Source organism: uncultured Paracoccus sp. (assembly GCF_945915435.1).
In the GTDB taxonomy this organism is placed as follows: Bacteria; Pseudomonadota; Alphaproteobacteria; order Rhodobacterales; family Rhodobacteraceae; genus Paracoccus.
In genome coordinates this window covers 1-20645 of record NZ_CAMEFG010000014.1, presented here as the reverse complement: position 1 = coordinate 20645, position 20645 = coordinate 1, and the positions used below count along the sequence as shown (strand labels likewise).

At 67.4% G+C, this 20645-nt stretch carries 18 protein-coding genes and 1 pseudogene; 13 read left to right on the top strand and 6 right to left on the bottom strand.

Annotated features, from left to right (window positions below):
- The first annotated feature begins 153 nt into the window (after positions 1-153).
- From Q0O97_RS06590 to Q0O97_RS06575, 4 genes are read left to right on the top strand one after another with little or no spacing between them, the layout of a single operon-like run.
- Positions 154-1395 carry an FAD-dependent oxidoreductase gene (locus tag Q0O97_RS06590; RefSeq protein ID WP_294926466.1) on the top strand — a complete coding sequence of 414 codons (1242 nt, stop codon included), beginning with the start codon at positions 154-156 and terminating at the stop codon, positions 1393-1395.
- A gap of 10 nt (positions 1396-1405) precedes the next feature.
- Complete coding sequence (locus tag Q0O97_RS06585; protein ID WP_294926464.1) at positions 1406-1675, top strand: sarcosine oxidase subunit delta; 270 nt, start codon at positions 1406-1408, stop codon at positions 1673-1675.
- Complete coding sequence (locus Q0O97_RS06580) at positions 1672-4530, top strand: 2Fe-2S iron-sulfur cluster-binding protein (RefSeq protein WP_294926462.1); 2859 nt, start codon at positions 1672-1674, stop codon at positions 4528-4530. Before Q0O97_RS06585 ends, Q0O97_RS06580 begins: the two co-directional genes overlap by 4 nt.
- Positions 4531-5136, top strand: a complete 606-nt coding sequence (locus Q0O97_RS06575) for a hypothetical protein (protein ID WP_294926460.1) — start codon at positions 4531-4533, stop codon at positions 5134-5136.
- 129 nt (positions 5137-5265) lie between these two features.
- Here Q0O97_RS06575 and Q0O97_RS06570 read toward each other — a convergent pair whose 3' ends face one another.
- Genes Q0O97_RS06570 through Q0O97_RS06555 form a run of 4 tightly spaced genes read right to left on the bottom strand, consistent with a single transcriptional unit; the run spans position 5266 to position 8490 of the window.
- On the bottom strand, positions 5266-6015 hold the full coding sequence (locus tag Q0O97_RS06570) for an amino acid ABC transporter ATP-binding protein (RefSeq protein WP_294926458.1): 750 nt from the start codon (positions 6013-6015) through the stop codon (positions 5266-5268).
- Positions 6016-6026: 11 nt separating this feature from the next.
- Positions 6027-6899 (bottom strand): amino acid ABC transporter permease, encoded by an 873-nt coding sequence (locus Q0O97_RS06565; protein WP_294926456.1) that lies wholly within the window; start codon positions 6897-6899, stop codon positions 6027-6029.
- A complete protein-coding gene (locus Q0O97_RS06560; protein ID WP_294926454.1) occupies positions 6889-7644 on the bottom strand; it encodes an amino acid ABC transporter permease in 756 nt (251 codons plus the stop codon). Before Q0O97_RS06560 ends, Q0O97_RS06565 begins: the two co-directional genes overlap by 11 nt.
- A 12-nt stretch (positions 7645-7656) precedes the next feature.
- A complete protein-coding gene (locus Q0O97_RS06555; RefSeq protein WP_294926452.1) occupies positions 7657-8490 on the bottom strand; it encodes a transporter substrate-binding domain-containing protein in 834 nt (277 codons plus the stop codon).
- Between the two features lie 151 nt (positions 8491-8641).
- Between Q0O97_RS06555 and Q0O97_RS06550 the strand changes: the two genes are divergently transcribed.
- Both Q0O97_RS06550 and Q0O97_RS06545 read left to right on the top strand, forming a co-directional pair.
- On the top strand, positions 8642-9391 hold the full coding sequence (locus tag Q0O97_RS06550; protein WP_294926450.1) for a transporter substrate-binding domain-containing protein: 750 nt from the start codon (positions 8642-8644) through the stop codon (positions 9389-9391).
- Complete coding sequence (locus Q0O97_RS06545; RefSeq protein WP_294926448.1) at positions 9388-11787, top strand: ATP-binding protein; 2400 nt, start codon at positions 9388-9390, stop codon at positions 11785-11787. Before Q0O97_RS06550 ends, Q0O97_RS06545 begins: the two co-directional genes overlap by 4 nt.
- On the opposite strand, the gene Q0O97_RS06540 is transcribed toward Q0O97_RS06545, so the two are convergent.
- Both Q0O97_RS06540 and Q0O97_RS06535 read right to left on the bottom strand, forming a co-directional pair.
- Entirely contained in the window at positions 11775-12572 is a 798-nt protein-coding gene (locus tag Q0O97_RS06540; RefSeq protein WP_294926445.1) for a response regulator, read from the bottom strand. The genes Q0O97_RS06545 and Q0O97_RS06540 overlap by 13 nt on opposite strands.
- Positions 12573-12618: 46 nt before the next feature.
- Complete coding sequence (locus Q0O97_RS06535) at positions 12619-13587, bottom strand: GlxA family transcriptional regulator (RefSeq protein ID WP_294926443.1); 969 nt, start codon at positions 13585-13587, stop codon at positions 12619-12621.
- Between the two features lie 112 nt (positions 13588-13699).
- Here Q0O97_RS06535 and Q0O97_RS06530 point away from each other — a divergent pair, with 112 nt between their 5' ends.
- The 7 genes and pseudogenes from Q0O97_RS06530 to Q0O97_RS06500 form a co-directional block, all read left to right on the top strand.
- On the top strand, positions 13700-14950 hold the full coding sequence (locus Q0O97_RS06530; protein WP_294926554.1) for a sarcosine oxidase subunit beta family protein: 1251 nt from the start codon (positions 13700-13702) through the stop codon (positions 14948-14950).
- 7 nt (positions 14951-14957) lie between these two features.
- Entirely contained in the window at positions 14958-15233 is a 276-nt protein-coding gene (locus Q0O97_RS06525; protein ID WP_294926441.1) for a sarcosine oxidase subunit delta, read from the top strand.
- Positions 15230-18160, top strand: a complete 2931-nt coding sequence (locus Q0O97_RS06520) for a sarcosine oxidase subunit alpha family protein (RefSeq protein WP_294926439.1) — start codon at positions 15230-15232, stop codon at positions 18158-18160. The genes Q0O97_RS06525 and Q0O97_RS06520 overlap by 4 nt, the downstream gene beginning before the upstream one ends.
- On the top strand, positions 18153-18707 hold the full coding sequence (locus Q0O97_RS06515) for a sarcosine oxidase subunit gamma (protein ID WP_294926437.1): 555 nt from the start codon (positions 18153-18155) through the stop codon (positions 18705-18707). Before Q0O97_RS06520 ends, Q0O97_RS06515 begins: the two co-directional genes overlap by 8 nt.
- 126 nt (positions 18708-18833) lie before the next feature.
- A complete protein-coding gene (locus Q0O97_RS06510; protein ID WP_294926435.1) occupies positions 18834-20048 on the top strand; it encodes a pyridoxal phosphate-dependent aminotransferase in 1215 nt (404 codons plus the stop codon).
- Positions 20045-20482 (top strand): RidA family protein, encoded by a 438-nt coding sequence (locus Q0O97_RS06505; RefSeq protein ID WP_294926433.1) that lies wholly within the window; start codon positions 20045-20047, stop codon positions 20480-20482. Before Q0O97_RS06510 ends, Q0O97_RS06505 begins: the two co-directional genes overlap by 4 nt.
- Before the next feature lie 24 nt (positions 20483-20506).
- Positions 20507-20645, top strand: a pseudogene (locus Q0O97_RS06500) (bifunctional methylenetetrahydrofolate dehydrogenase/methenyltetrahydrofolate cyclohydrolase); the annotation flags it as partial.

Below are 20645 nucleotides of genomic sequence, written 5' to 3'. Positions count from 1 at the left end.
GGTGGAAGATCGGTTTTTACCAGTTCCGGCGGGGCGCCACCAGCCCGGTTTCCTTTCCTGGCCATAACGAAAACGGGGTCAAAGGGCAGGTTTCCTTTTCTTGTGCGGCGGGCGGGCCGCGCGTCAGATGGGCCGCGAAAGACGAGGTGGCCCATGCCGATGGAATTGCTGAAATACGGGTTGAGACGCGGGCACCGGCCCTATGCCGACATTCCCGCCACGCCCGAGTTGCGCAAACGCTATGACGTGGTGATCATCGGCGGCGGAGGGCATGGTCTGGCCGCGGCCTATTACCTGTCGCATTATCACGGCATCACCGATATCGCCGTGCTGGAAAAGGGCTATCTGGCCGGTGGCAACACCGCGCGAAACACGACCACGATCCGGTCGAACTACCTGACGCCGCCCTCGATCGAGTTCTACCGCGAGGGGATCGGGCTTTACGAAACCATGTCGCAGGAACTTGGCTTCAACGTCATGTTCTCGCAGCGCGGGCAATTGACGCTGGCCCATTCCGATGCGGCGATGCGCAGCTTCCGGCTGCGGGCCGAGATGGGCAAGCATGTCGGCATCCGCGCCGAGGTGGTCGATGCGCAGACCGTGCGCGAACTTTGCCCGCAGGTGAACATGGACATCGGCGGCCAGCACGAGGTCATGGGCGGGCTGTGGCACGCCGATGGCGGGACCGCGCGCCATGACGCCGTGGCCTGGGGCTATGCCAAGCGCGCCGCCGAAAAGGGGGCCGAGATCCATCAGCGCACCGAGGTCACGGGCTTCGGCATCGCCGGTGAGCGCGTGACCGAGATCCGCACCAATCGCGGCACCATCGCCGCCGGGCAGATCCTGCAAGCGGCGGGCGGGATGAACGGGCATATCGCCGCGCTGGCCGGGCTGAAGCTGCCGATCCGCAACTTTCCCTTGCAGGCGATGGTGACGCAGCCGCTCAAGCCGTTTCTGGATATCCTGCTGTCGTCGTCGAACCTGCACACCTACCTGGTGCAATCCTCGCGCGGGGAAATCGTGATCGGGGGGGCGACGGACCCCTATCAACTGGTCTCGACCCGATCCAGCCTGCCGCAGAAAGAGGCGCTGGCCACCGGCGCGCTGCACCTGATGCCGTTCCTGCACAACGTCAAGATCCTGCGCCAATGGGCCGGGATCACCGACGTCACGCCGGATTTCAGCCCGATCATGGGGGCCTCGCCGCTGCAAAACTACTGGCTGGATGCGGGCTGGGGAACCTACGGGTTCAAGGCGACCCCGGTCGCGGGCAAGCGCATGGCCGAAACCATCGCCACGGGGCGGGTGCCCGATATCCTGCTGCCCTTCGCGCTGGAGCGGTTCGAACGGTTCGAGCTTCTGAACGAAATGGGCGCCACGGCGGCCGGGCATTAGGGGACAGGCGATGAAAGTGATGGTTTGCCCGCTGAACGGGCCGCGCAATATTTCAGAATTCCAGTGGCTTGGTCCGGTCCAAGACGCACCCGAGGCGACCGGGAAAAACCTGATCGACCGCCTTTTCCACGCGCCGAACCCGATGGGCGTCATCCGCGAATGGTGGCGGCATATGCCCTCGAACACCGTGTTCATGGCGGAACGCAACCTGATCACCGATGAAATCCTGCGCACCTGGCTGAATGGCGCGGACGCAGACAAGCCCGAGGGCGAGGCATGACGAACAGACTTGGCAACGGCTGGGGCAGCCGCATCGACCGCAGCGCCCGCATCGGTTTCACCTTCGAGGGCCGCCCCATCCCGGCCCATCCCGGCGACACCATCGCCAGCGCGCTTGCGGCCAATGGCGAATGGGTGCTGTCGCGGTCCTTCAAGTATCACCGCCCGCGCGGCATCCTGACGATGGCGGGGCAGGATGCGAACACGCTGGTCCAGATCGGCGACGAAACCAACGTCCGCGCCGATCTGCGCCCGGTCGGCGACGGGATCGCGGTCACCCCCCAGAACGTCAACGGCAGCCTGCGCCGCGACCGGGGCCGCGTGATCGACCATCTGGGGCGTTTCCTGCCGGTGGGGTTCTACTACCGCACTTTCTTCGGTCCCGGCCGCAATAGCTGGCTGAAGCTGTGGGAGCCGATCATCCGCAAATCCGCCGGTCTGGGCGTCGTCAGCCTTGACCCGGCGCCGCGCCGCTATGTCAAGGAAACGCGCCATTGCGACGTGCTGGTGGTGGGGGCGGGGCCTGCGGGGCTTGCCGCCGCGATCCGCGCCGCCGAGGCCGGGGCGGGCGTGATCCTGGTCGAGAAGGAACCCGATCTGGGCGGTGCGCTGACCTATGCCCGTTTTGATGTCGAAACCGCCGGGGCGGCGGGCAGGCTGGCCGCCCTGCGCGACCGGATCGCGGCGCTGCCCAATGTCACCGTGCTGACCGGGGCGACCTGCAACGGCCATTTCCAGGACAACTGGTTGCCGGTCCTGCAAGGCGACCGCATGATCCGCATCCGCGCCACCGATCTGGTGCTGGCGACCGGCGCGCATGAACAGCCGCTGACCTTCCGGGGCAACGACCTGCCGGGGGTGATGCTGTCCTCGGCGGTGCAGCGCCTGATGCGCCACTATGCCGTGCGGCCCGGCCAGCGCGCGGTGGTCTATGCGGGGGATCGCGACGGCTATCTGGCGGCGCTGGATCTGGACGATGCGGGCGTGCGCATCGCCGCCGTCATCGATCCCGAATCCGAGGATCGCGACGGCCTGTCCGCCGAACTGACCCGGCGCGGCATCCCGGTGATGCGCGGCCACCGCATCCTTGAGGCGCGCGGCGGGCTGCATCTGAAATCGGTTCAGATCCAGGATGCCAAGGGCAACCGCAGTGCGCTGGACTGCGATCTGCTGGTGATGGCGGGGGGCTATACGCCGGGCTATCAGCTTGCGCTGCATGCGGGCGCGCGGCTGACCTCGGACGACAGCGGCACGAATTTCGCCATCGTGGACGTGGCGGGCCATATCCACATGGCCGGCGCGGCGGCGGGGCTGTCCGATCTGGCCGCCGTGATCGCCAGCGGCGAGGCCGCGGGCGCGCGCGCCGCCGCCGGCGATGCGCAGGACCTGCCGCCCGCGCCGGTCGGATGGCGCCGCGCCCCGCCCTTGCAGGCCCATCCCAAGGGCCGCGATTTCGTCGATTTCGACGAGGACCTGCAAGTCAAGGACATCGAGAACGCCGTCGCCGACGGTTACCGCGAACTGGAACTGGTCAAGCGTTACTCGACCGTCGGCATGGGTCCGTCGCAGGGCCGCCATGCCGCGCTGACGACCGCGCGGATCGTGGCGCGCAAGACCGCGCGCAGCCTGGCCGAGGTCGGTATCACCACCGCCCGCCCACCCTTCGGTCCCGAAAAGCTGGGCCTTCTGGCCGATACGACGCCCGAACGCCGCCGCCTGACTGCGCTGCATGGCGCGCATCTGGCGGCAGGGGCGCGGATGATGCCGGTCGGCGCATGGTGGCGGCCCTTCGTCTATCCGGGACAGGGCAGCGAAACCGACGCGATCACCCGCGAGATCCGCATGGTGCGCGAAGCGGCGGGGCTGCTGGACGTCTCGACCCTTGGCAAGCTTGAGGTGCGCGGACCGGATGCGGGCGCCTTTCTGGACCGGACCTATACGATGGCCCATGCCGGGCAGCCGGTCGGGCGGGTGCGCTATTGCCTGGCGTTGAACGAGATGGGTTCGATCCTGGACGACGGCGTAGCTTACCGGATGGCGCAGGACCATTACTATGTCACCGCCACCACCGGCGCAGTGGACCGGCTGTTTGCCGAGATGGCGCTGCAAAAGACCATCCACGGCATGAATGTCGATATCCAGAACGTCACCGCCGCCTTCGCCGCGATCAACCTGACCGGCCCCAACGCCCGCGCGGTGCTGGAGCGGCTGCCCGGCTCGCTGGATTTCAGCCGTGACGGTTTCGCCTTCCTGGACGGACGCGAGGGGGAACTGGCGGGCTGTCCCGTCCGGGTCATGCGGATCGGCTTCACCGGCGAACTCAGCTATGAAATCCACCTGCCGCAATCCTGCGCCGCGGGGATGTGGGGCGCGCTGCTGGATGCCGGCGCGGACTTGGGGCTGCGGCCCTATGGGCTGGAGGCCTCGCGCATCCTGCGTCTGGAAAAGGGCCATATCATCATCGGTCAGGACACCGACGCCCTGACCACCCCCGATGAGCTGGGCATGGGCTGGGCCTTGTCGCGCAAGAAGCCCTTCTACATGGGCAAGGCCGCAGTCGAGGCGCGCCGCGCCCTTGGCGACAAGCGCCGGTTGTGCGGCTTCACGCTGGACGACAATGCGGCGCAGGTCGGGGAATCGGCGCTGGTGCTGCGGGATGGCGATCCGGTCGGCCATGTGACGTCCTTCGGCCATTCGCCCAGCCTGGGGAAATGGATCGGGCTGGCCTATGTCGCGCCGGATCAGGCCGGGCCGGGCACGCCGATCACCCTTCGCGGCTTTGCGGGGGCCGAGGTTCAGGCGCCCGTTACCGCGCTGCCCTTCTACGATGCCGCGAATGCAAGGCAGGAGATGTAAATGAGCGTGAACGCCCCCCGCAACTGGCCGCTTGACAACCGCCTGCCCCCGTTGGCCGCATGGCCTGCCGATGGCCGGGACCGGATGATCGACCTGTCGGCGCTGCCGCGCTTCGGCCTGCGCGGCCCCGGCACCTCTGCCTGGCTGACGGAACAGGGTTGCCCGCTGCCGCCCACGATCCACCAGACTGCCGAGGCCGATGGCATGACCGTCGTCCGGCTGGGTGCCGAAGAGGTCGTCCTCCTGCCCGATCCCGCCACCGGATCGCCCCGCCTGTCGCAGTTGCGGCAGGGCTGGGCTGCGGCGAGCGGCCCCAAGGGCTACGACGCATGGCGCGAAGAAAGCTGGTGCTGGCTGTCCCTGACCGGGCCGGGCGTGGCAGAGGCGCTGCCGCTGCTGACCTCCATCGACACCCGCCCCGATGTCTTCGGGCCGGGCGCGGTGGCGCAAACCCGCGCGATGCATATGGACGCGGTGCTGATCCGCCATGACCTGGGCGGCCAGCCGGGGCTGGACATGCTGTTCGACATGGCCTCGTCCGATTACGCGGCGGATTTCATCGCCGATGTGCTGCCGGGGTTCCAGATGGGGCGGCTGGCGGGCTGAGCCGCCCTGAACCACCCGCGAAAACGAAAGCCCGCCCGATCCGATGGATGGGGCGGGTTTTGCCATGACGGGGGCAAAGGTAACGCTTCGTCAACGAACGGGCGAATTGCCGCAAGCGCCGCGGCGCGGTTACAGCACCTGGTCCAGAAAGGCGCGGGTGCGCGGGTCCCTGGCCTTGGTGAAGAACTCGGCAGGGGGGCCGTGTTCCACGATCACGCCGCGGTCGGTGAAATAGATATGGTCGGCGACCTCGCGCGCAAAGCCCATTTCGTGGGTCACGAGGATGCAGGTCATCCCTTCGGCGGCAAGGTCCTTGATGGCGACCAGAACCTCCTTGACCGTCTCGGGGTCCAGCGCCGCCGTCACCTCGTCGAACAGCATCACGTCGGGCTGCATCGCCAGCGACCGCGCGATGGCGACGCGCTGCTGCTGGCCGCCCGACAATTCGCCGGGATAGTGGTTTTCCTTGCCTTCCAGCCGCACCTTCTTCAGCAGGGCGCGCGCGCGGGCCTCGACCTCGGCGGGCTTTTCCCGCAGCACCTTGATCGGGGCCATCATCACATTTTGCAACGCGGTCTTGTGCGGGAACAGGTTGTATTGCTGGAACACCATCCCGACCTTGCGGCGCAGGGCCAGCTTGTCCAGCCTGGGATCGTGGACCTCTTGTCCCTCGACCTGGATGGAACCGGCCTGAATGTCGTTCAGTGCGTTGATGCAGCGGATCAGGGTGGATTTGCCCGACCCCGAGGGGCCGATGATGCAGATCACCTCGCCCTTCATCACGTCCATGCTGATGCCGCGGATGACCTCGACCTGGCCATAGGACTTGTGGACATCGCGCAGGCGGACGATGGGTTGATCGGCGGTCCAGTCGGTCATGGGACGTCCTTTCAGGTTTTGACTGCGAACCGGCGCTCCAGCCGCATGGTCAGGCGGGCGATCGGGTAGCAATAGGCAAGAAACAGCAGCAGGGCGAAGCCGTAGAAGGGGATCAGCAGTTCGGGCTGGTTGCCTTCGGCCTCCATCGCCTGCCGGGTCAGGCTGATGATCTCGCCCACGCCCAGAAGCGAACAGAGCGGCGTGGACATGGTCAGGATCGCATACCAGTTCATCCAGGGCGGCAGCATCCGCTTGAAGCATTGCGGCAGGATGATCTGCCAGATGGCCTGGCGGCGGGTGAAGCCAAGGGATTCGGCGGCCTCCCACTGGGCGGTGGGGACGGATTGCACGGCACCGCGCACCACCTCGGCGATATTGGCCGAAACCGGGATGGCAAGGCCGATCACCGTCTTGAACCAGCCGGGAAAGGGAATCGTCGTGCCGAAGACCCTGAACTGGAAGGGAAAGGACAAAAGCACGATGAACAGCAAGACCAGCCAGGGCACATTGCGAAAGAAGGTCACATAGACCCGCGCGACGGCCCGGACCGGACGCAGGCGCGAAATCAGCGCCAGCCCCATGAACGCGCCCACGACGGTCCCGATTCCCATCGCCAGGACCGAGATCAGCACGTTGAACATGAAGCCCTGCCGAAACAGGAAGGGCGCCCAGCGGACCAGCTTGTCCAGGGGCGATTCCGCCGCCCCCGCCTGCGCCAGCGCCATGACCGGAAACAGCGCGGCCAGGGCCAGGAGCCACCAGGCCGGGATCGAGGCCAGCCAGCGCGTGGCGAAGAAATCGTCATAGGCCGGGCCGCGCGGGTTGTAGGGCAGCAGGACGGGCAGGGTGCCGCTGGCCGTCGGGACGGGGGATCTATGCGCCATAGCCGGGAATCCTCAGCTTGCGTTCCCATTGGCCCATCCCCGCCGACAGCAGGCCGACCAGCCCCAGGTAGCAGACCATCATCATCAGCATGGTGGGGTTCTGGGCGGAAGGATAGTCGTTCCAGATGGAAACGGATTGATAGAGCAACTCGGGCACGGCGATGGCGAATGCCTGGTTGGTGGTCTTGACCAGGTTGACCAGGTTGGCCGACAGCGCAGGCAGCGATATCCGCAGCGTCAGCGGCAGGACCACGTTGGTATAGGTCTGAAGCCGCGACATCCCCAGCGACTCCGCCGCCTCGCGCGTGGAATGGGGGACGGCTTCGACCCCTGCGCGGAAGATCTCGATATTGAAGGCGCCCGCGAAGAAGGACAGCGCGATGATCGCCCATCCGACGTTCGAGATGATGGGCACCTCAAGCCAGCCGTCGGGGCTGTAGCTGGGGGTGAACTGGCCAAGGGCGAAGTAGAAGAACAGCAGTTGGATCAGCGGCGGCGTATTGCGGAAGAACTGCACATAGGCCTGCACGAGCACGCGCAAGAGCCGGCTTTTCGACTCTTGCGCCCATGCCCCGACGATGCCGATGATGACGGAAAACACCAGGCAGAACAGGCTGAGCTTGACCGTCATCCACAGCCCGCTCAGCACGCGGTTCATCTGGATCGGGTCGTAGATCCAGATGAAGTTCCAGTGCGGCGAGGTGGCGGCCAGTTCCCGGAAGAAATCCTGAATTCCCGTCAGCATCGGCATGGGGCCTTATTCTGCCAGCGGATCGATCATCCGCTCGTGCATCTCGGCCAGGAAGGGGCTGGGCGAGACGCCCCATTCTTCTTCAAGCTCGATCAGCGTGCCGTCGCGGTGCCAGGCGTATTGCAGGCCCGAGACGATCTGGCCCAGGGCGCAGTTTTCTTCGGGCTTGGCGACGGCGATGCCCCAGGGCGCGAAATCCTCGATCGGCAGCGAGATTTCGTAATCGTCCCAGCCGCCGCCCGCCAGATCGGCGCTGATGGTGGTGTCGTCATAGACGAAGGCCACGCATTTGCGGTCGCGCAGGGCCTGCTTGGCCTCGGCGGCGTTGCCGAAGGCCGAGATGGTGGCGCCGTATTCCTGTTCGATCTTTTGCAGGTAGAACGAACCCTGGATGCCGCAGACGGGGCGACCGTTCAACTCGCTCCATTCCGTCATGCCGACGGCCTTGGGCGTCAGCGCGGCCGTCCCCGAGGCGTAGTAGTTCGGCCCCTTGATCCCCACCATCTCGCGCCGGTCGGCGGTATCGGTCATGGTGGCGATCATCACGTCGATCTGGCCCTGTTGCAGGAACTGCATCCGGTTCGAGGCGATCACCGGAACCACCTCCAGCCCGACGCCAAGCGTATCGGCGACCTTCTGCGCCAGGTCGATTTCCAGCCCGACGATGCTGCCGTCGCTGTCGCGATAGCCCCAGGGGCGGTAATCGGCCTTGACCCCGGCGATCAGCGTGCCGCGATCCTGGATGCGCTTCAGCCCGGCGTTGGTGCAGCTTTCGGCGGCGGCGGCCAGAGGCCCCAGCGCGACGGTCGATGCCAGAACGGCGGTAACGATCTTTTTCATGTATTTGTTTCTCCCGTTGTCTATGACAGGACTAGCAAAGCAATCCGGCACAGCGTGAGAGACGAAAACATTGCCCTGTGGCGGCAACTTTATTTCCGTGGCAGGCAAGCGGTCGCGGCGCGATCATCCGGGCATGTGCCGGACATTGGGATTGACACGACGAAGCCTGCTGATCGCCACGGGCGCCGCGCTTGCCGCGCCCCCGGTCCTGCGCGCCAGCCATGCCGAACGGTGGGTGATGGCGGGGATGCAGGATTTCGCGCCCTACAACCATGTCGTGGATGGCCGCTTCGTCGGCGTCGATATCGACATCCTGACCGAGGCCGCCCTGCGCCTGGGGGTCGCGATGGAGTTCGTGCCGCTGCCCTGGCGGCGCGCCCTGCTGGCCCCCGGCATGGGCGAGGCCGACGGGCTTTTCCAGCTTTCCCCCACGCCCGAGCGGTTTCGCGGCTGGCTGATGACGGGCCCCTTGCGCATGACGCGCATGGTTTTCGTCGTGATGGCGGATTCGCCCCTGCGCGACTTTGGCGGCCTAGACGACCTGGCCGGGCTGTCGGTCGGTGTGGTCGATGGTTTCACCTATACCTTCGCCTTCGATTCCTCGAACCATTTCAAACGGGAAGGTTCGGTCGATGATGAAACCAGCCTGCGCAAGCTGCTTTTGCGCCGCGCCGATGTCGTCATCGGGGGCGAGGCCAACCTGCGCCACGCCATCGGGCGGCTGGGGGTCCGGGGCGGGGTCCGTATCCTGCCCACCGCGCTGGACAACCAGGGCCGTTACGTCGGCTTCAACCGCGATGCGGCGGGGCAGGAAAAATCCGACCGGCTGGCGCGCGTGCTGAACGGGATGCATGCCGAGGGACGCATCGCCGCGATCCTGCGCGAAAGGCTGGGTCGATGAGACCGCATATGCGCACGGGCAGCATCGCGCGCCGGGTGGTGCTGGCGGGGGCGCTGATCAGCATCGTCTCGGGCATCGGCCTGGGCGGCGCCAGCACGCTGGCCGATCTGCGCCGCAGCATCCGGGTGGCGACGGACAACACCGAGCGCATCCTCTATTCCGCGACGCCGCAGCTTGAACGGGCCTATTGGGACGTGGACCTGGCCACGGTCCAGGCCATCCTGGACCGCCTGGTCGACGATCCGCTGATCCATTCCATCGCCATCAAGGACCTGCTGCTGACGGATGAGCAGTTGCGCATCGCCCAGATCCCGCGCTTTCAGGTCGAACGGGAAAGCGCGGACGCCCCGGCATGGCTGAAAACGGGCCTGTTCCCGCAAGAGCGCCTGACCCAGACGCGGCAGGTCGTTCTGCATGGACCGGGCCGCGAACAGCAGATCGCAAGGCTGGACGTCACCTTTTCGCTGGTGGGCTTTTACGGCGATTTCACGCGGCAGGCGGTGCGCATCGTCCTGACCTCGGTCTTGCAGGCCCTGCTGCTGGCGGGGCTGCTGTTTCTGTTCGTCCGGCGCTATGTCATCTCGCCCATCGGCGCGCTCAGCCAGGCGGCGCAATCCGTGCGCGAGGGGCACAGCTTCCGCCTGTCCGACCGCGCCGCCCGCAGGCTGGGTTCGCGCGACGACGAGATTTCGCGGCTGGCGCAGGATTTTTCCCGCACGGTCGCGCAGATGGAACGCTATCGCGACCACCTGCGCGAAGAGGTCGATCAGCGCACCGCCGAACTGCTGGTCGCGCGCAACGACGCCCTTGCCGCCTCGCGCGCGAAATCGGCCTTTCTCGCGAACATGAGCCATGAGCTGCGCACGCCCCTGAACGCCATCACCGGCCTGTCCGAGCTGCTGCTGGCCGACCGGCTGCCCCCGTCCTCGCGCCGTCAGGTGGTGGACATGCAAAGCGCCGCGCGGCAGTTGCTGGGCAGCATCGACAGCGTGCTGGACCTGTCCAAGCTGGAGGGAGGGCACATGGTGTTCGAGCGCCGCCCCTTCGCCGTTGATGCGGTTTTCGACGAGGTGATCGCGCAGACGCGCGCGCTGATCGGCGCGGGCGGGCTGCTGCTGGAAGGCGACATCGCCGCGGATGTCCCGCCGGTGGTGATCGGCGACCGGCAAAAGCTGACCCAGACCCTGCTGAACCTGACCAGCAATGCCGTCAAGTTCACGACGAAAGGCCGGATCGCGCTGCGCATCCGCCGTCGCGGCGACCGGCTGCGGATTTCCGTCTTCGACACCGGCAGCGGTATCGCCGAGGCCGATCAGGCGCTGATCTTCCAGCCGTTCAGCCAGGCGGATGCCTCGATCACGCGCGAGGTGTCGGGCACCGGGCTGGGGCTGGCCATCGCGCGGCAGATGGCCAGGGGCATGGGCGGCGGGCTGACCCTGCGCAGCAGGCGGGGGGTGGGCAGCCTGTTCACCCTTGACCTGCCGCTGGCCGCGGGCGGCGCGGACCGGACCCCGCCCGCCCTGCCGCGCCCTGCGGTGCGGGTGCCCGACCACCGCCTGTCCCGGCGGATCGCGCGGATGCTGGACCGCGCGGGCCTGGTGGGCGATCCCGACGGCAGCGTGCTATGCTGCAAAGACGGCCGGTTGTCGCTGGATGACATGCCGCTGTCGCTGCCGCTGACCCATCGCGAATTGCGGCTGGCGGTCTCGCAGGCGGGCGCGCCGCCCGATCCCGGCCCCGCCTTGCGCGAAAGGCGCGTTCTTCTGGTCGAGGACCGCCGGATCAACCGCGACGTGATGGGCGAACTGCTGCGCCGCGAGGGCGTCCGCGTCGCCTTGGCCCAAGGCGCGCGCGCGGCATTGGCGGCGCTTGACCGGCCCTTGCCGGATGCGATCATCACCGATCTGCACATGCCCGAGATGGACGGTATCGCGCTGATGGGCGAATTGCGTGCGCGGGGGCTGGCGATTCCGGTCATCGCCTCCAGCGCGGATGTGTCGACCGAAACCAGGGGGGCCTGCCGCCGGGCGGGGTTTGCGGATTTCCTGCCCAAGCCGGTGACCGGCGCGGCCTTGCGCCGGGCGCTGACGGCGGTCCTGGATGCCGCCACGCCTGCGCTGGACGAAACCGCGCTGGCCCGCAATACCGGCGGGGACGGGGCGATCGCCGCGCGCTGGAAGGCCCGCATCCCCGAAGAGATCGAGGAATGGCGCGCCCTGCTGGACGGGCAGATGCCGCTGGACCAGGCGCTGCACGCGATCAGGGGCGCGGCCCTGCAACTGGGCGCGGCCGAGCTTTGCGGCGCCGTGTCGGAACAGCCGCCGGACATGGCCCGCATCGGGGCGGCGTTGGAGCGGTTGCGCCTGGCCTCGGGCCGGGGCGGTCAGGCGTCGTAACCCGACAGGCTTGCGCGGATGTCGGCCAGCAGCGCCTCGGCCCGTTCAAGCCGTCCGGCGCGGCGTTCCAGCAGGTCCTCCAGCGCCCGGTTGGTCCGGCGCAGGTCAAGCTGCACCTGGATGCGGGCCAGCAGGACGGCAGGTGCGAAGGGGCGGGCGATATAGTCGCAGGCGCCGACCGCGAAGCCCTCGGTCTCGTCCTCGGGTGCGTCGAGGCTGGTCAGGAACATCACCGGCACCCGCGCCAGTCCGGGCATCGCCTTCAGCCTGCGGCACAGCGCATAGCCGTCCATCCCGGCCATGCGCACGTCCAGCATGATCAGGTCTGCCTCGCCCCCCGCCAGCAGCCAGTCCAGCGCGTCCTCGGCGCGGGTATGGGCGGCGATCTGGTATCGGTCCTGCAACACGTCGCGCAAGCGGCGGATATTGGCGGGCATGTCGTCCACGATCAGGATGCGTTCCTGATCCGGGTCGATCTGCAATTCGGGCGGGTCGCTTTCGTTTTCGTCGCCCCGGATCGCGATGGATGCCCGCGCGATGTTTTCCAGGTTGCCCGAGACCGTTTCGAAATAGCGCGCGCCCCATTCGCGCAGCACGGTGCTGTTGGCGCTGCGGTCGAACAGCGACAGGCCAAGATGCGCCTCGAGCGCGCGGATCTGACGGCTGACGGCCTCGCGCGTGACGTTCAACTCGCGCGCGGCATCGGAAAAGCTGCCAAGCCGCGCGGCGGCCTCGAAGGCGACGAGGCTGGTCAGCGGGGGCAGATTGCGTTTGAGATTTTCCATGCACGTCAGGATTGCGCGGGCGGGGCCGGTTATGCAAGGGGGCCGGTCATGCAAGGGGCTGGTGGGGCGGTCCCTGCCGCCTGCGCCGCGCCGGGGGCGCTCCGAAATGCGCACGGAAGCACCGGCTGAAATGCTGCGCCGTGGCAAAGCCGGTCAGTTGGGCGATCTCGGACAGGGGCAGGGCGGAATGGCGCAGCAACTCGTCGGCCTTTTCCAGCCGCAGGTTGCGGTAGAAATCCGAAACGGTGGTGCCGAACCGGTCGGCAAAGCGACGTTGCAACTGCCGCGCGCTGCAACCCGACAGGGCGGCAAGCTGCGCAAGCGACAGCGGGTCGGCGATATGGGTGGCCATCAGGCGCACGGCGGCCTCCAGCCTTGGGTGGTGCAGGTCGTAGCGGCGCGCGGGGTCAAGCTGCTGCGGCTCGGTCGCCGTGCGCATGCGGGTATGGATGAACCAGTCGCTGACCTCATGCGCGAATGCCGCGCCGTGCTGGCTGGCGATCAGCGCGTGCATCATGTCGAAGGCCGCGACGCCGCCCGCGCAGCTATAGCGGTCGCGGTCGATGACATACAGCGCACGCTCGATCAGCAAGGCGGGGTCCAGTTCCTGCAATTCCTCGATATGCGTCCAGTGGACGGTGAAGCGCCGCCCCCCCATCAGCCCATGCCGCGCCAGCACGGCGGCGCCGCCCGAAATCCCGCCCAGGCTGACGCCGCGCCTGTCCAGCCTGCGCAGGCCGTGAACCAGCGCCGGGCCATCGTGCAGCATCGGGTCGCCGCCTGCCACGACGAACAGCAGGTCCAGATCGGGCGCGGCATCGCGCAGGGCCGTGCAATCGAAGCCACCCCCCACGGACGAGGCGACGAAACCGCCCTCGGCGCCCAGGAAGCGCAGCCGATAACGCTGGTCCCTGCCAAGCTGGTTGGCGGCGCGCAACGGCTCGATGGCCGAGGCAAGCGACATCATCGCATAGCCGGGCAGCAGCAGGAAGCCGATGGTCGAGGGTGTTTTCATGACCCTTCCGCTAGCAGGTTCGTCGTATTCTGACAAGGAAATGACGTATATGGATAAAATTATCCAGCAGGAAGCGCATAACCTGTCCGGGCAATGTCATCAGGGGGCAATGGTGCGCTTTTCAGGCTTCAGGGTATTTGCCGAGGCGATCAGGGGCCACAAGGGCTGGCGGCCCTTGTGGCGCAATCCCGATCCTCAGCCGGGCTATGATTACGTCATCGTCGGCGGAGGCGGGCACGGGCTGGCGACGGCCTATTATCTGGCGACCACCTTCAAGAAGGCCCGCATCGCGGTGCTGGAAAAGGGCTGGCTGGGGTCGGGCAATATCGGGCGGAACACGACGATCATCCGATCGAACTACCTGCTGCCGGGCAATGAGCCCTTCTACGAATTTTCCATGAAGCTGTGGGAGGGGCTGGAGCAGGAATTCAACTTCAACGCCATGATCAGCCAGCGCGGGATCCTGAACCTGTGCCATACCGACGCGCAGCGCGACGCCTATCGGCGGCGCGGCAATGCCATGCTGCTGGCGGGCGCGGATGCGGAATTGCTGGACAGCGCGCAGGTGCGGGCGATGTATCCCTTCCTGAATTTCGACGATGCGCGCTTTCCGATCAAGGGCGGGCTGCTGCAACGCCGGGGCGGCACCGCGCGGCACGATGGCGTGGCCTGGGGCTATGCGCGCGGGGCCGACATGGCCGGGGTGGACCTGATCCAGAATTGCGAGGTCACGGGCTTCCGCATGGAAAACGGCCGGGTGCTGGGGGTCGAGACCTCGCGCGGTTACATCGGCGCGGGCAAGGTCGGCGTTGCGGTCGCGGGATCGTCCAGCCGGGTGATGGCCGGCGCGGGCATGCGCCTGCCGATCGAAAGCCATGTCTTGCAGGCTTTCGTCTCCGAGGGGCTGAAGCCCACCATCGACGGCGTGATCACCTTCGGTGCGGGGCATTTCTATATCAGCCAGTCCGACAAGGGCGGGTTGGTCTTTGGCGGCGACCCGGATGGCTACAACTCCTACGCCCAACGCGGCAACCTGCCGATGATCGAGGATGTCGCCGAAAGCGGCATGGCCCTGATGCCGATGATCGGGCGGGCGCGGCTGCTGCGGGCCTGGGGCGGCATCATGGACATGTCGATGGACGGCAGCCCCATCATCGACCGCACGCCGGTCGAGGGGCTCTATCTGAACGCGGGCTGGTGCTATGGCGGCTTCAAGGCGACGCCCGCCAGCGGCTACGCCTTCGCGCATCTGCTGGCCACCGGCAACCCGCATGAAACCGCCCGCGCCTATCGCCTGGACCGCTTCGCGCGCGGCTATGTCATCGACGAAAAGGGCGTGGGCGCCCAACCGAACCTGCATTGAGGCTGCCATGCTGATCCCCCATCCCCTTCTTGGCCTGCGCGATGCACAGGAATTCACCTATCTGGGCGATGCCGCGCTGCTGGACCGTCCCGATCCCGCCGACGCCGACGCCTTTGCCGATTACGTCTATCTGCGTGACAATCCGGCAGGCGTGCATCGCGAGCTGTGGTTCCACGAACAGGGCGACCGCAGTTGGCTGGTCGTGACCCGCGATACGGTGACGCATGAGATCCTGGGCGCGGAACTGGCCCGCGACGTCAAGCTGAAAGGCGGTGCGGCATGACCCGTTTGACCGGAGGGCTGATCGACCGCAGCCGCAGCCTTGGCTTCACTTTCGACGGGCGCAGCCTTACCGGCCATCCCGGCGATACGCTGGCTTCGGCGCTGCTGGCGAACGGCGTGCGGCTGATGGGCCGCAGCTTCAAGTATCACCGCCCGCGCGGCCCGGTTGGGGCGGGGTCCGAGGAGCCGAACGCGCTGGTGGAACTGCGCAGCGGTGCCCGGCAGGAACCCAACACCCGCGCCACCGTGGCCGAGCTTTACGACGGGCTTGAGGCGCATAGCCAGAACCGCATCGGCTCGCTGCGCTTCGATCTGCTGGCGGTGAACGACCTGATGTCGCCCTTCTTCGCGGCGGGCTTCTATTACAAGACCTTCATGTGGCCGCGCGCCTTCTGGGAAAAGCTCTATGAACCCGCGATCCGCCGCGCGGCGGGCCTTGGCAGCCTGTCCATGCAGCCCGACCCCGACGCCTATGACAAGGGCTTCCTGCATTGCGACCTGCTGGTGATCGGCGGGGGTGCCTCGGGTCTGGCGGCGGCGCTGACGGCGGCGCGGGCCGGGGCGCGGGTGATCCTGGCCGATGAGGACTTCCGGCTTGGCGGGCGGCTGCTGGCCGAGACGCATCCGCTGGACGATGCCCCCGCGACCGACTGGATCGCGCGGACCGAGGCCGAACTGGCGGCGCTGCCCAATCTTCGCATCCTGCGCCGCACCACCGTTTTCGGCGCCTTCGACCACGGCATCTATGGCGCGGTCGAGCGTATTGCGGACCACCTGCCCGATCCGGGGCGACAAGTGCGCCAGACGCTGTGGCGGATCACCGCGCGCCGCGCCGTTCTGGCGGCGGGCGCGATCGAGCGGCATATTCCCTTCCAGAACAACGACCGCCCCGGCATCATGCTGGCCGGTGCGATGCGCGCCTATGCCAACCGCTGGGCGGTCAGCCCGGCGCAAAGGGTCGCGATCTTCACCAATAACGACGACGGCCACCGGACCGCGCTGGACCTTGCCGCCAAGGGCGTTCAGATCGCCGCCGTCATCGACCCGCGCGAGGGGGTCCGCGCACAGGGCGATTATCCGGTGATCGCGGGCGTGGTCGGCAATGCGAAGGGCCGCCTCGGGTTGACCAAGATCGAGGTCGCCACCCGGAACGGCAGCCGCTGGATCGACTGCGGCGCGCTTGGCGTCTCGGGCGGGTGGAACCCGAATGTGCATCTGGCCTCGCACCATCGCGGGCGCCCGGTCTGGGACGAGGGGCTGCAAGCCTTCCTGCCGCCCAAGGATGGACCGAAGGGCTTGATCTGCGCCGGTGCGGTCACGGGACAGGGCAGCACCGGGGCCGCCCTGCGCTCGGGTGCGCAGGCCGCCATAGCTACGCTGGCGGATCTGGGCATCACGGCCCATGCCCCCGACCTGCCTCGGGCCGAGGATGCGGCGCAAAACCTGCACCCGCTCTGGCATGTTCCGGGCAAGGGCCGCGCCTGGGTCGATTTCCAGAACGACGTGACCGTCAAGGACATCAAGCTGGCCCATCAGGAAAACATGCGGCCCGTCGAGCATCTGAAGCGCTGGACCACGCTGGGCATGGCGACGGATCAGGGCAAGACCGCCAACGTGACCGCGCTGGCCGTCATGTCGGAACTGACCGGCAAGCCGATCCCGGAAACCGGCACCACGATCTTCCGCCCGCCCTACAGCGGCGTTTCGCTGTCGGTCCTTGGCGGCGGCGATACCGGCGCGCATTTCCGCCCGCGCCGCCTGACGCCGACGCATGCATCGGCCACAGCACAGGGCGCCGTCTTCACCGAAGCCGGTCCGTGGATGCGCGCCCAATACTTCCCCCGTTCGGGCGAGACGCATTGGCGCGAGACCGTGAACCGCGAGGTGCTGGCCACCCGCAAGGGCGTCGGCATCTGCGACGTGACCACTTTGGGCAAGATCGACGTGCAGGGCGCGGATGCAGACGAGTTCCTGAACCGCGTCTATGCCAATGCGATGGCCAGCCTGAAGGTGGGCATGGTCCGCTACGGGCTGATGCTGCGCGAGGACGGCACGGCATGGGACGATGGCACCTGCGCCCGGCTGGCCGAGACGCATTACGTCGTCACCACCACGACCGCCAATGCCGGGCCGGTCTATCGGCATATGGAGTTCGCGCGCCAATGCCTCTGGCCGGAACTGGACGTGCATCTGATCTCGACCACCGATGCATGGGCGCAGATCGCCGTGGCCGGGCCGAATGCGCGCCGCCTGCTGGAACGCATCGTGGACGGGTTCGATCTGTCGAACGCGGCTTTCCCCTTCATGGCCTGTGCATCCCTGACCATCTGCGGCGGGCTGCGGGCGCGGCTGTTCCGCATCAGCTTCTCGGGCGAGTTGGCCTATGAGGTCGCCGTGCCCGCGCGCTACGGCCATGCGCTGATGGCGCGGCTGATCGAGAAGGGCGCGGATCTGGGCGTCACCCCCTACGGCACCGAAGCGCTTGGCGTCATGCGCATCGAAAAGGGCCACGCGGCGGGCAATGAACTGAACGGCCAGACCACGGCGCAGATGCTGGGGCTTGGCCGCATGGTCAGCACGAAGAAGGACAGCATCGGCGCGGTCATGTCGCGGCGCGAGGGGCTGGCGGCCGAGCGCCGCCTGCTGGTCGGGTTGCAGCCGGTCGATGTCGGCGACCCGGTCGTCGCGGGCGCGCATCTGTTCACCGAGGGCGCGCCGCAAGGGACTGATACGGATCAGGGTTGGATCACCTCGGCCTGCCATTCCCCGCATCTGGGCCATGCCATCGGGCTGGGTTTCCTTGAAAACGGCGCGGCCCGTATGGGCGAGGTGATCGTGGCCGCCAACCCGCTGGCGGGGCAGAGCGTGCGGATGCGCGTCGTCTCACCCCATTTCATCGACCCGGACGGAGGACGCCTTCGTGACTGACCTGACCCCCATGACCGCGCTTGGCGCGCAGGCCCCCGCGCAGCTTCGCGCAGGCGCGCTGACGATCACCGAGAACATGGGCCTCGCGCTGGCCTCGCTGAGCCTTCGTGACGCGCCCGCGCCGATCCCCTTCGGCCTGACCCTGCCCGGACCGGGCGCATGGGTAGGGGGCGGGGGCGTGGCCGCCTTCTGGTCCGGCCCCGGCCAGTGGATGATCGAGTCCGAGGGTCGCGCTGAAAGCGGTTTCGCCGCCGCATTGGCCGCCGAGGCGCCGGGATGCGCGATCACCGAACAGACTGACGGCTGGACCGCTTTCGAGATCGACGGCCCGCCCGAGGCCATTCGGGCATTGCTGGAAAAGCTGGTCAATATCGACGCCGCCGGTTTTGCGCCCGGCCAGGCCACCCGCACCGGGTTGCATCACATGGGCACCTTCCTGATCCGCCGCGCCGAGGACCGGCTGGCCGTGATCGGCATGCGCTCACTCGCCGCCGCGCTCTGGCACGCGCTGACCGAAACCGCGAAAAGGCAGGGGGAAACCGCATGACCGGCATCCTCGGGACAAAGGTTTTCCCATCATCTGAAACTGCAAAAGCCAGTTTTCCTTATGGCTTGAACCGGCGTAGGTTGCGGGAAACGTCCACCCGCAGGGCCTAAGGGAAAGAATGAGACCATGACGATTCAAAGCAAGTTCGCCAAGCTGGGAACCGACAATGCGCCGGGGCAAGAGGTCCGCCAGGGCCAGGATGCGGCGTCCTTCATGAAGGGCGACAAGCTGCCGGGGCGGGTGGTCGATTTCTCGCATGGCGACGTGGATGCGCATGAGCCGACTCCGGGCGCCTTCGATGCCTTTTCCGCCGGGGTCGGCTTGGGTGGTGCGCAGGCCTATACCGAATATCGCGGCGACATGGGCATCCGCGATCAGGTCGGTGCCCGGCTGGCGGCGTTCACTGGCGCGCCCGTCGATGCGCAGGACGGGCTGATCGTCACGCCGGGCACGCAGGGCGCGCTGTTCCTGGCCGTTGCCTCGACCGTGACGCGGGGCGACAAGGTGGCCATCGTCCAGCCCGATTACTTTGCCAACCGCAAGCTGGTCGAGTTTTTCGAGGGTGAGATGCTGCCCGTCCAGCTTGGCTACCGCCAGGCGGGCGAGGACCGGGCCGGGCTGGATCTGGACGGGCTGGAAGCGGCCTTCCGCGCGGGGGCAAAGGTCTTTTTGTTCTCGAACCCCAACAACCCGGCGGGGGTGGTCTATTCGCAAGACGAGATCGCCCGGATCGCGGCGCTGGCGGCGCAATATGGCGCGGTGGTGATCGTCGATCAGCTTTATTCGCGGCTGCTTTATTCCGGGGTCGGCTATACCCATCTGCGCGCCGCCGACATCGACCCGGAAAACGTCGTGACGATCATGGGTCCGTCCAAGACGGAATCGCTTAGCGGATACCGCCTTGGCGTGGCTTTCGGGTCGAAAGAGATCGTCGCGCGGATGGAAAAGCTGCAAGCCATCGTGTCGCTGCGCGCCGCCGGTTACTGCCAGGCCGTGCTGCGGACATGGTTCGACGAACCCGAGGGCTGGATGGAGGACCGCATCGCCCAACACCAGGCGATCCGCGACGACCTGCTGGCGCTGTTTCGCGGGATCGAGGGCTGTTTCGCCCGCACCCCTCAGGCGGGCAGCTACCTGTTCCCCAGCCTGCCCGCGCTGACCATCCCCCATGCCGATTTCACCCGCGCCCTGCGTGTGCAGGCCGGCGTCATCGTCACGCCGGGGACCGAGTTCAGCCCCCATGCCGGCGACAGCATCCGGCTGAACTTCTCGCAGGATCGCGCGGCAGCCGGCGCGGCGGTCGAGCGGCTGGCGGCGCTGGTCGAAAGGTATCGCGCATGACGGGAACCCCGGACCACGGCAACCCGGTGCCGCAGGGCGATTACGTCGCGGCGACGCGGCATGGGGCGCTGATCTTCACCGCCGGGATGACGCCGCGCAGGGACGGCAGGCTGATGTTTCACGGCCCCGTCCGCAAGGACCAGCCGGCCGAAACCCAGCGCGAGGCGGTCGTGCTGGCGTGCAGCAATGCCCTGCGCGCCGCGCGCTCCATGCTGGCGCCGGGCGAAAGCGTGACGGCCATCCTGTCCATGACCGTCTATGTCGCGGCCGAAGAGGGCTATACGGCGCATTCCGCGCTGGCCGATTTCGCCTCGCAATTCCTGCACGCGCAGTTGGGTTCCGCCGGGATCGGCAGCCGCTGCGCGGTGGGCGTGGCGACCTTGCCGGGCAATGCGCCGGTCGAGATCCAGCTTGTCGCGGCGGCGGGCGACTGAAGGACCAGCACAGGAGAACCGGACATGACGGCGACACTTATCGACGGCAAGGGCTTTGCTTCGCGGCTTCGTGAAGGCGTCGCGCGCGCGGTGGCCCGCCTGAAGGCCGATCACGGCATCACCCCCGGCCTTGCGGTGGTGCTGGTGGGCGAGGACCCGGCCA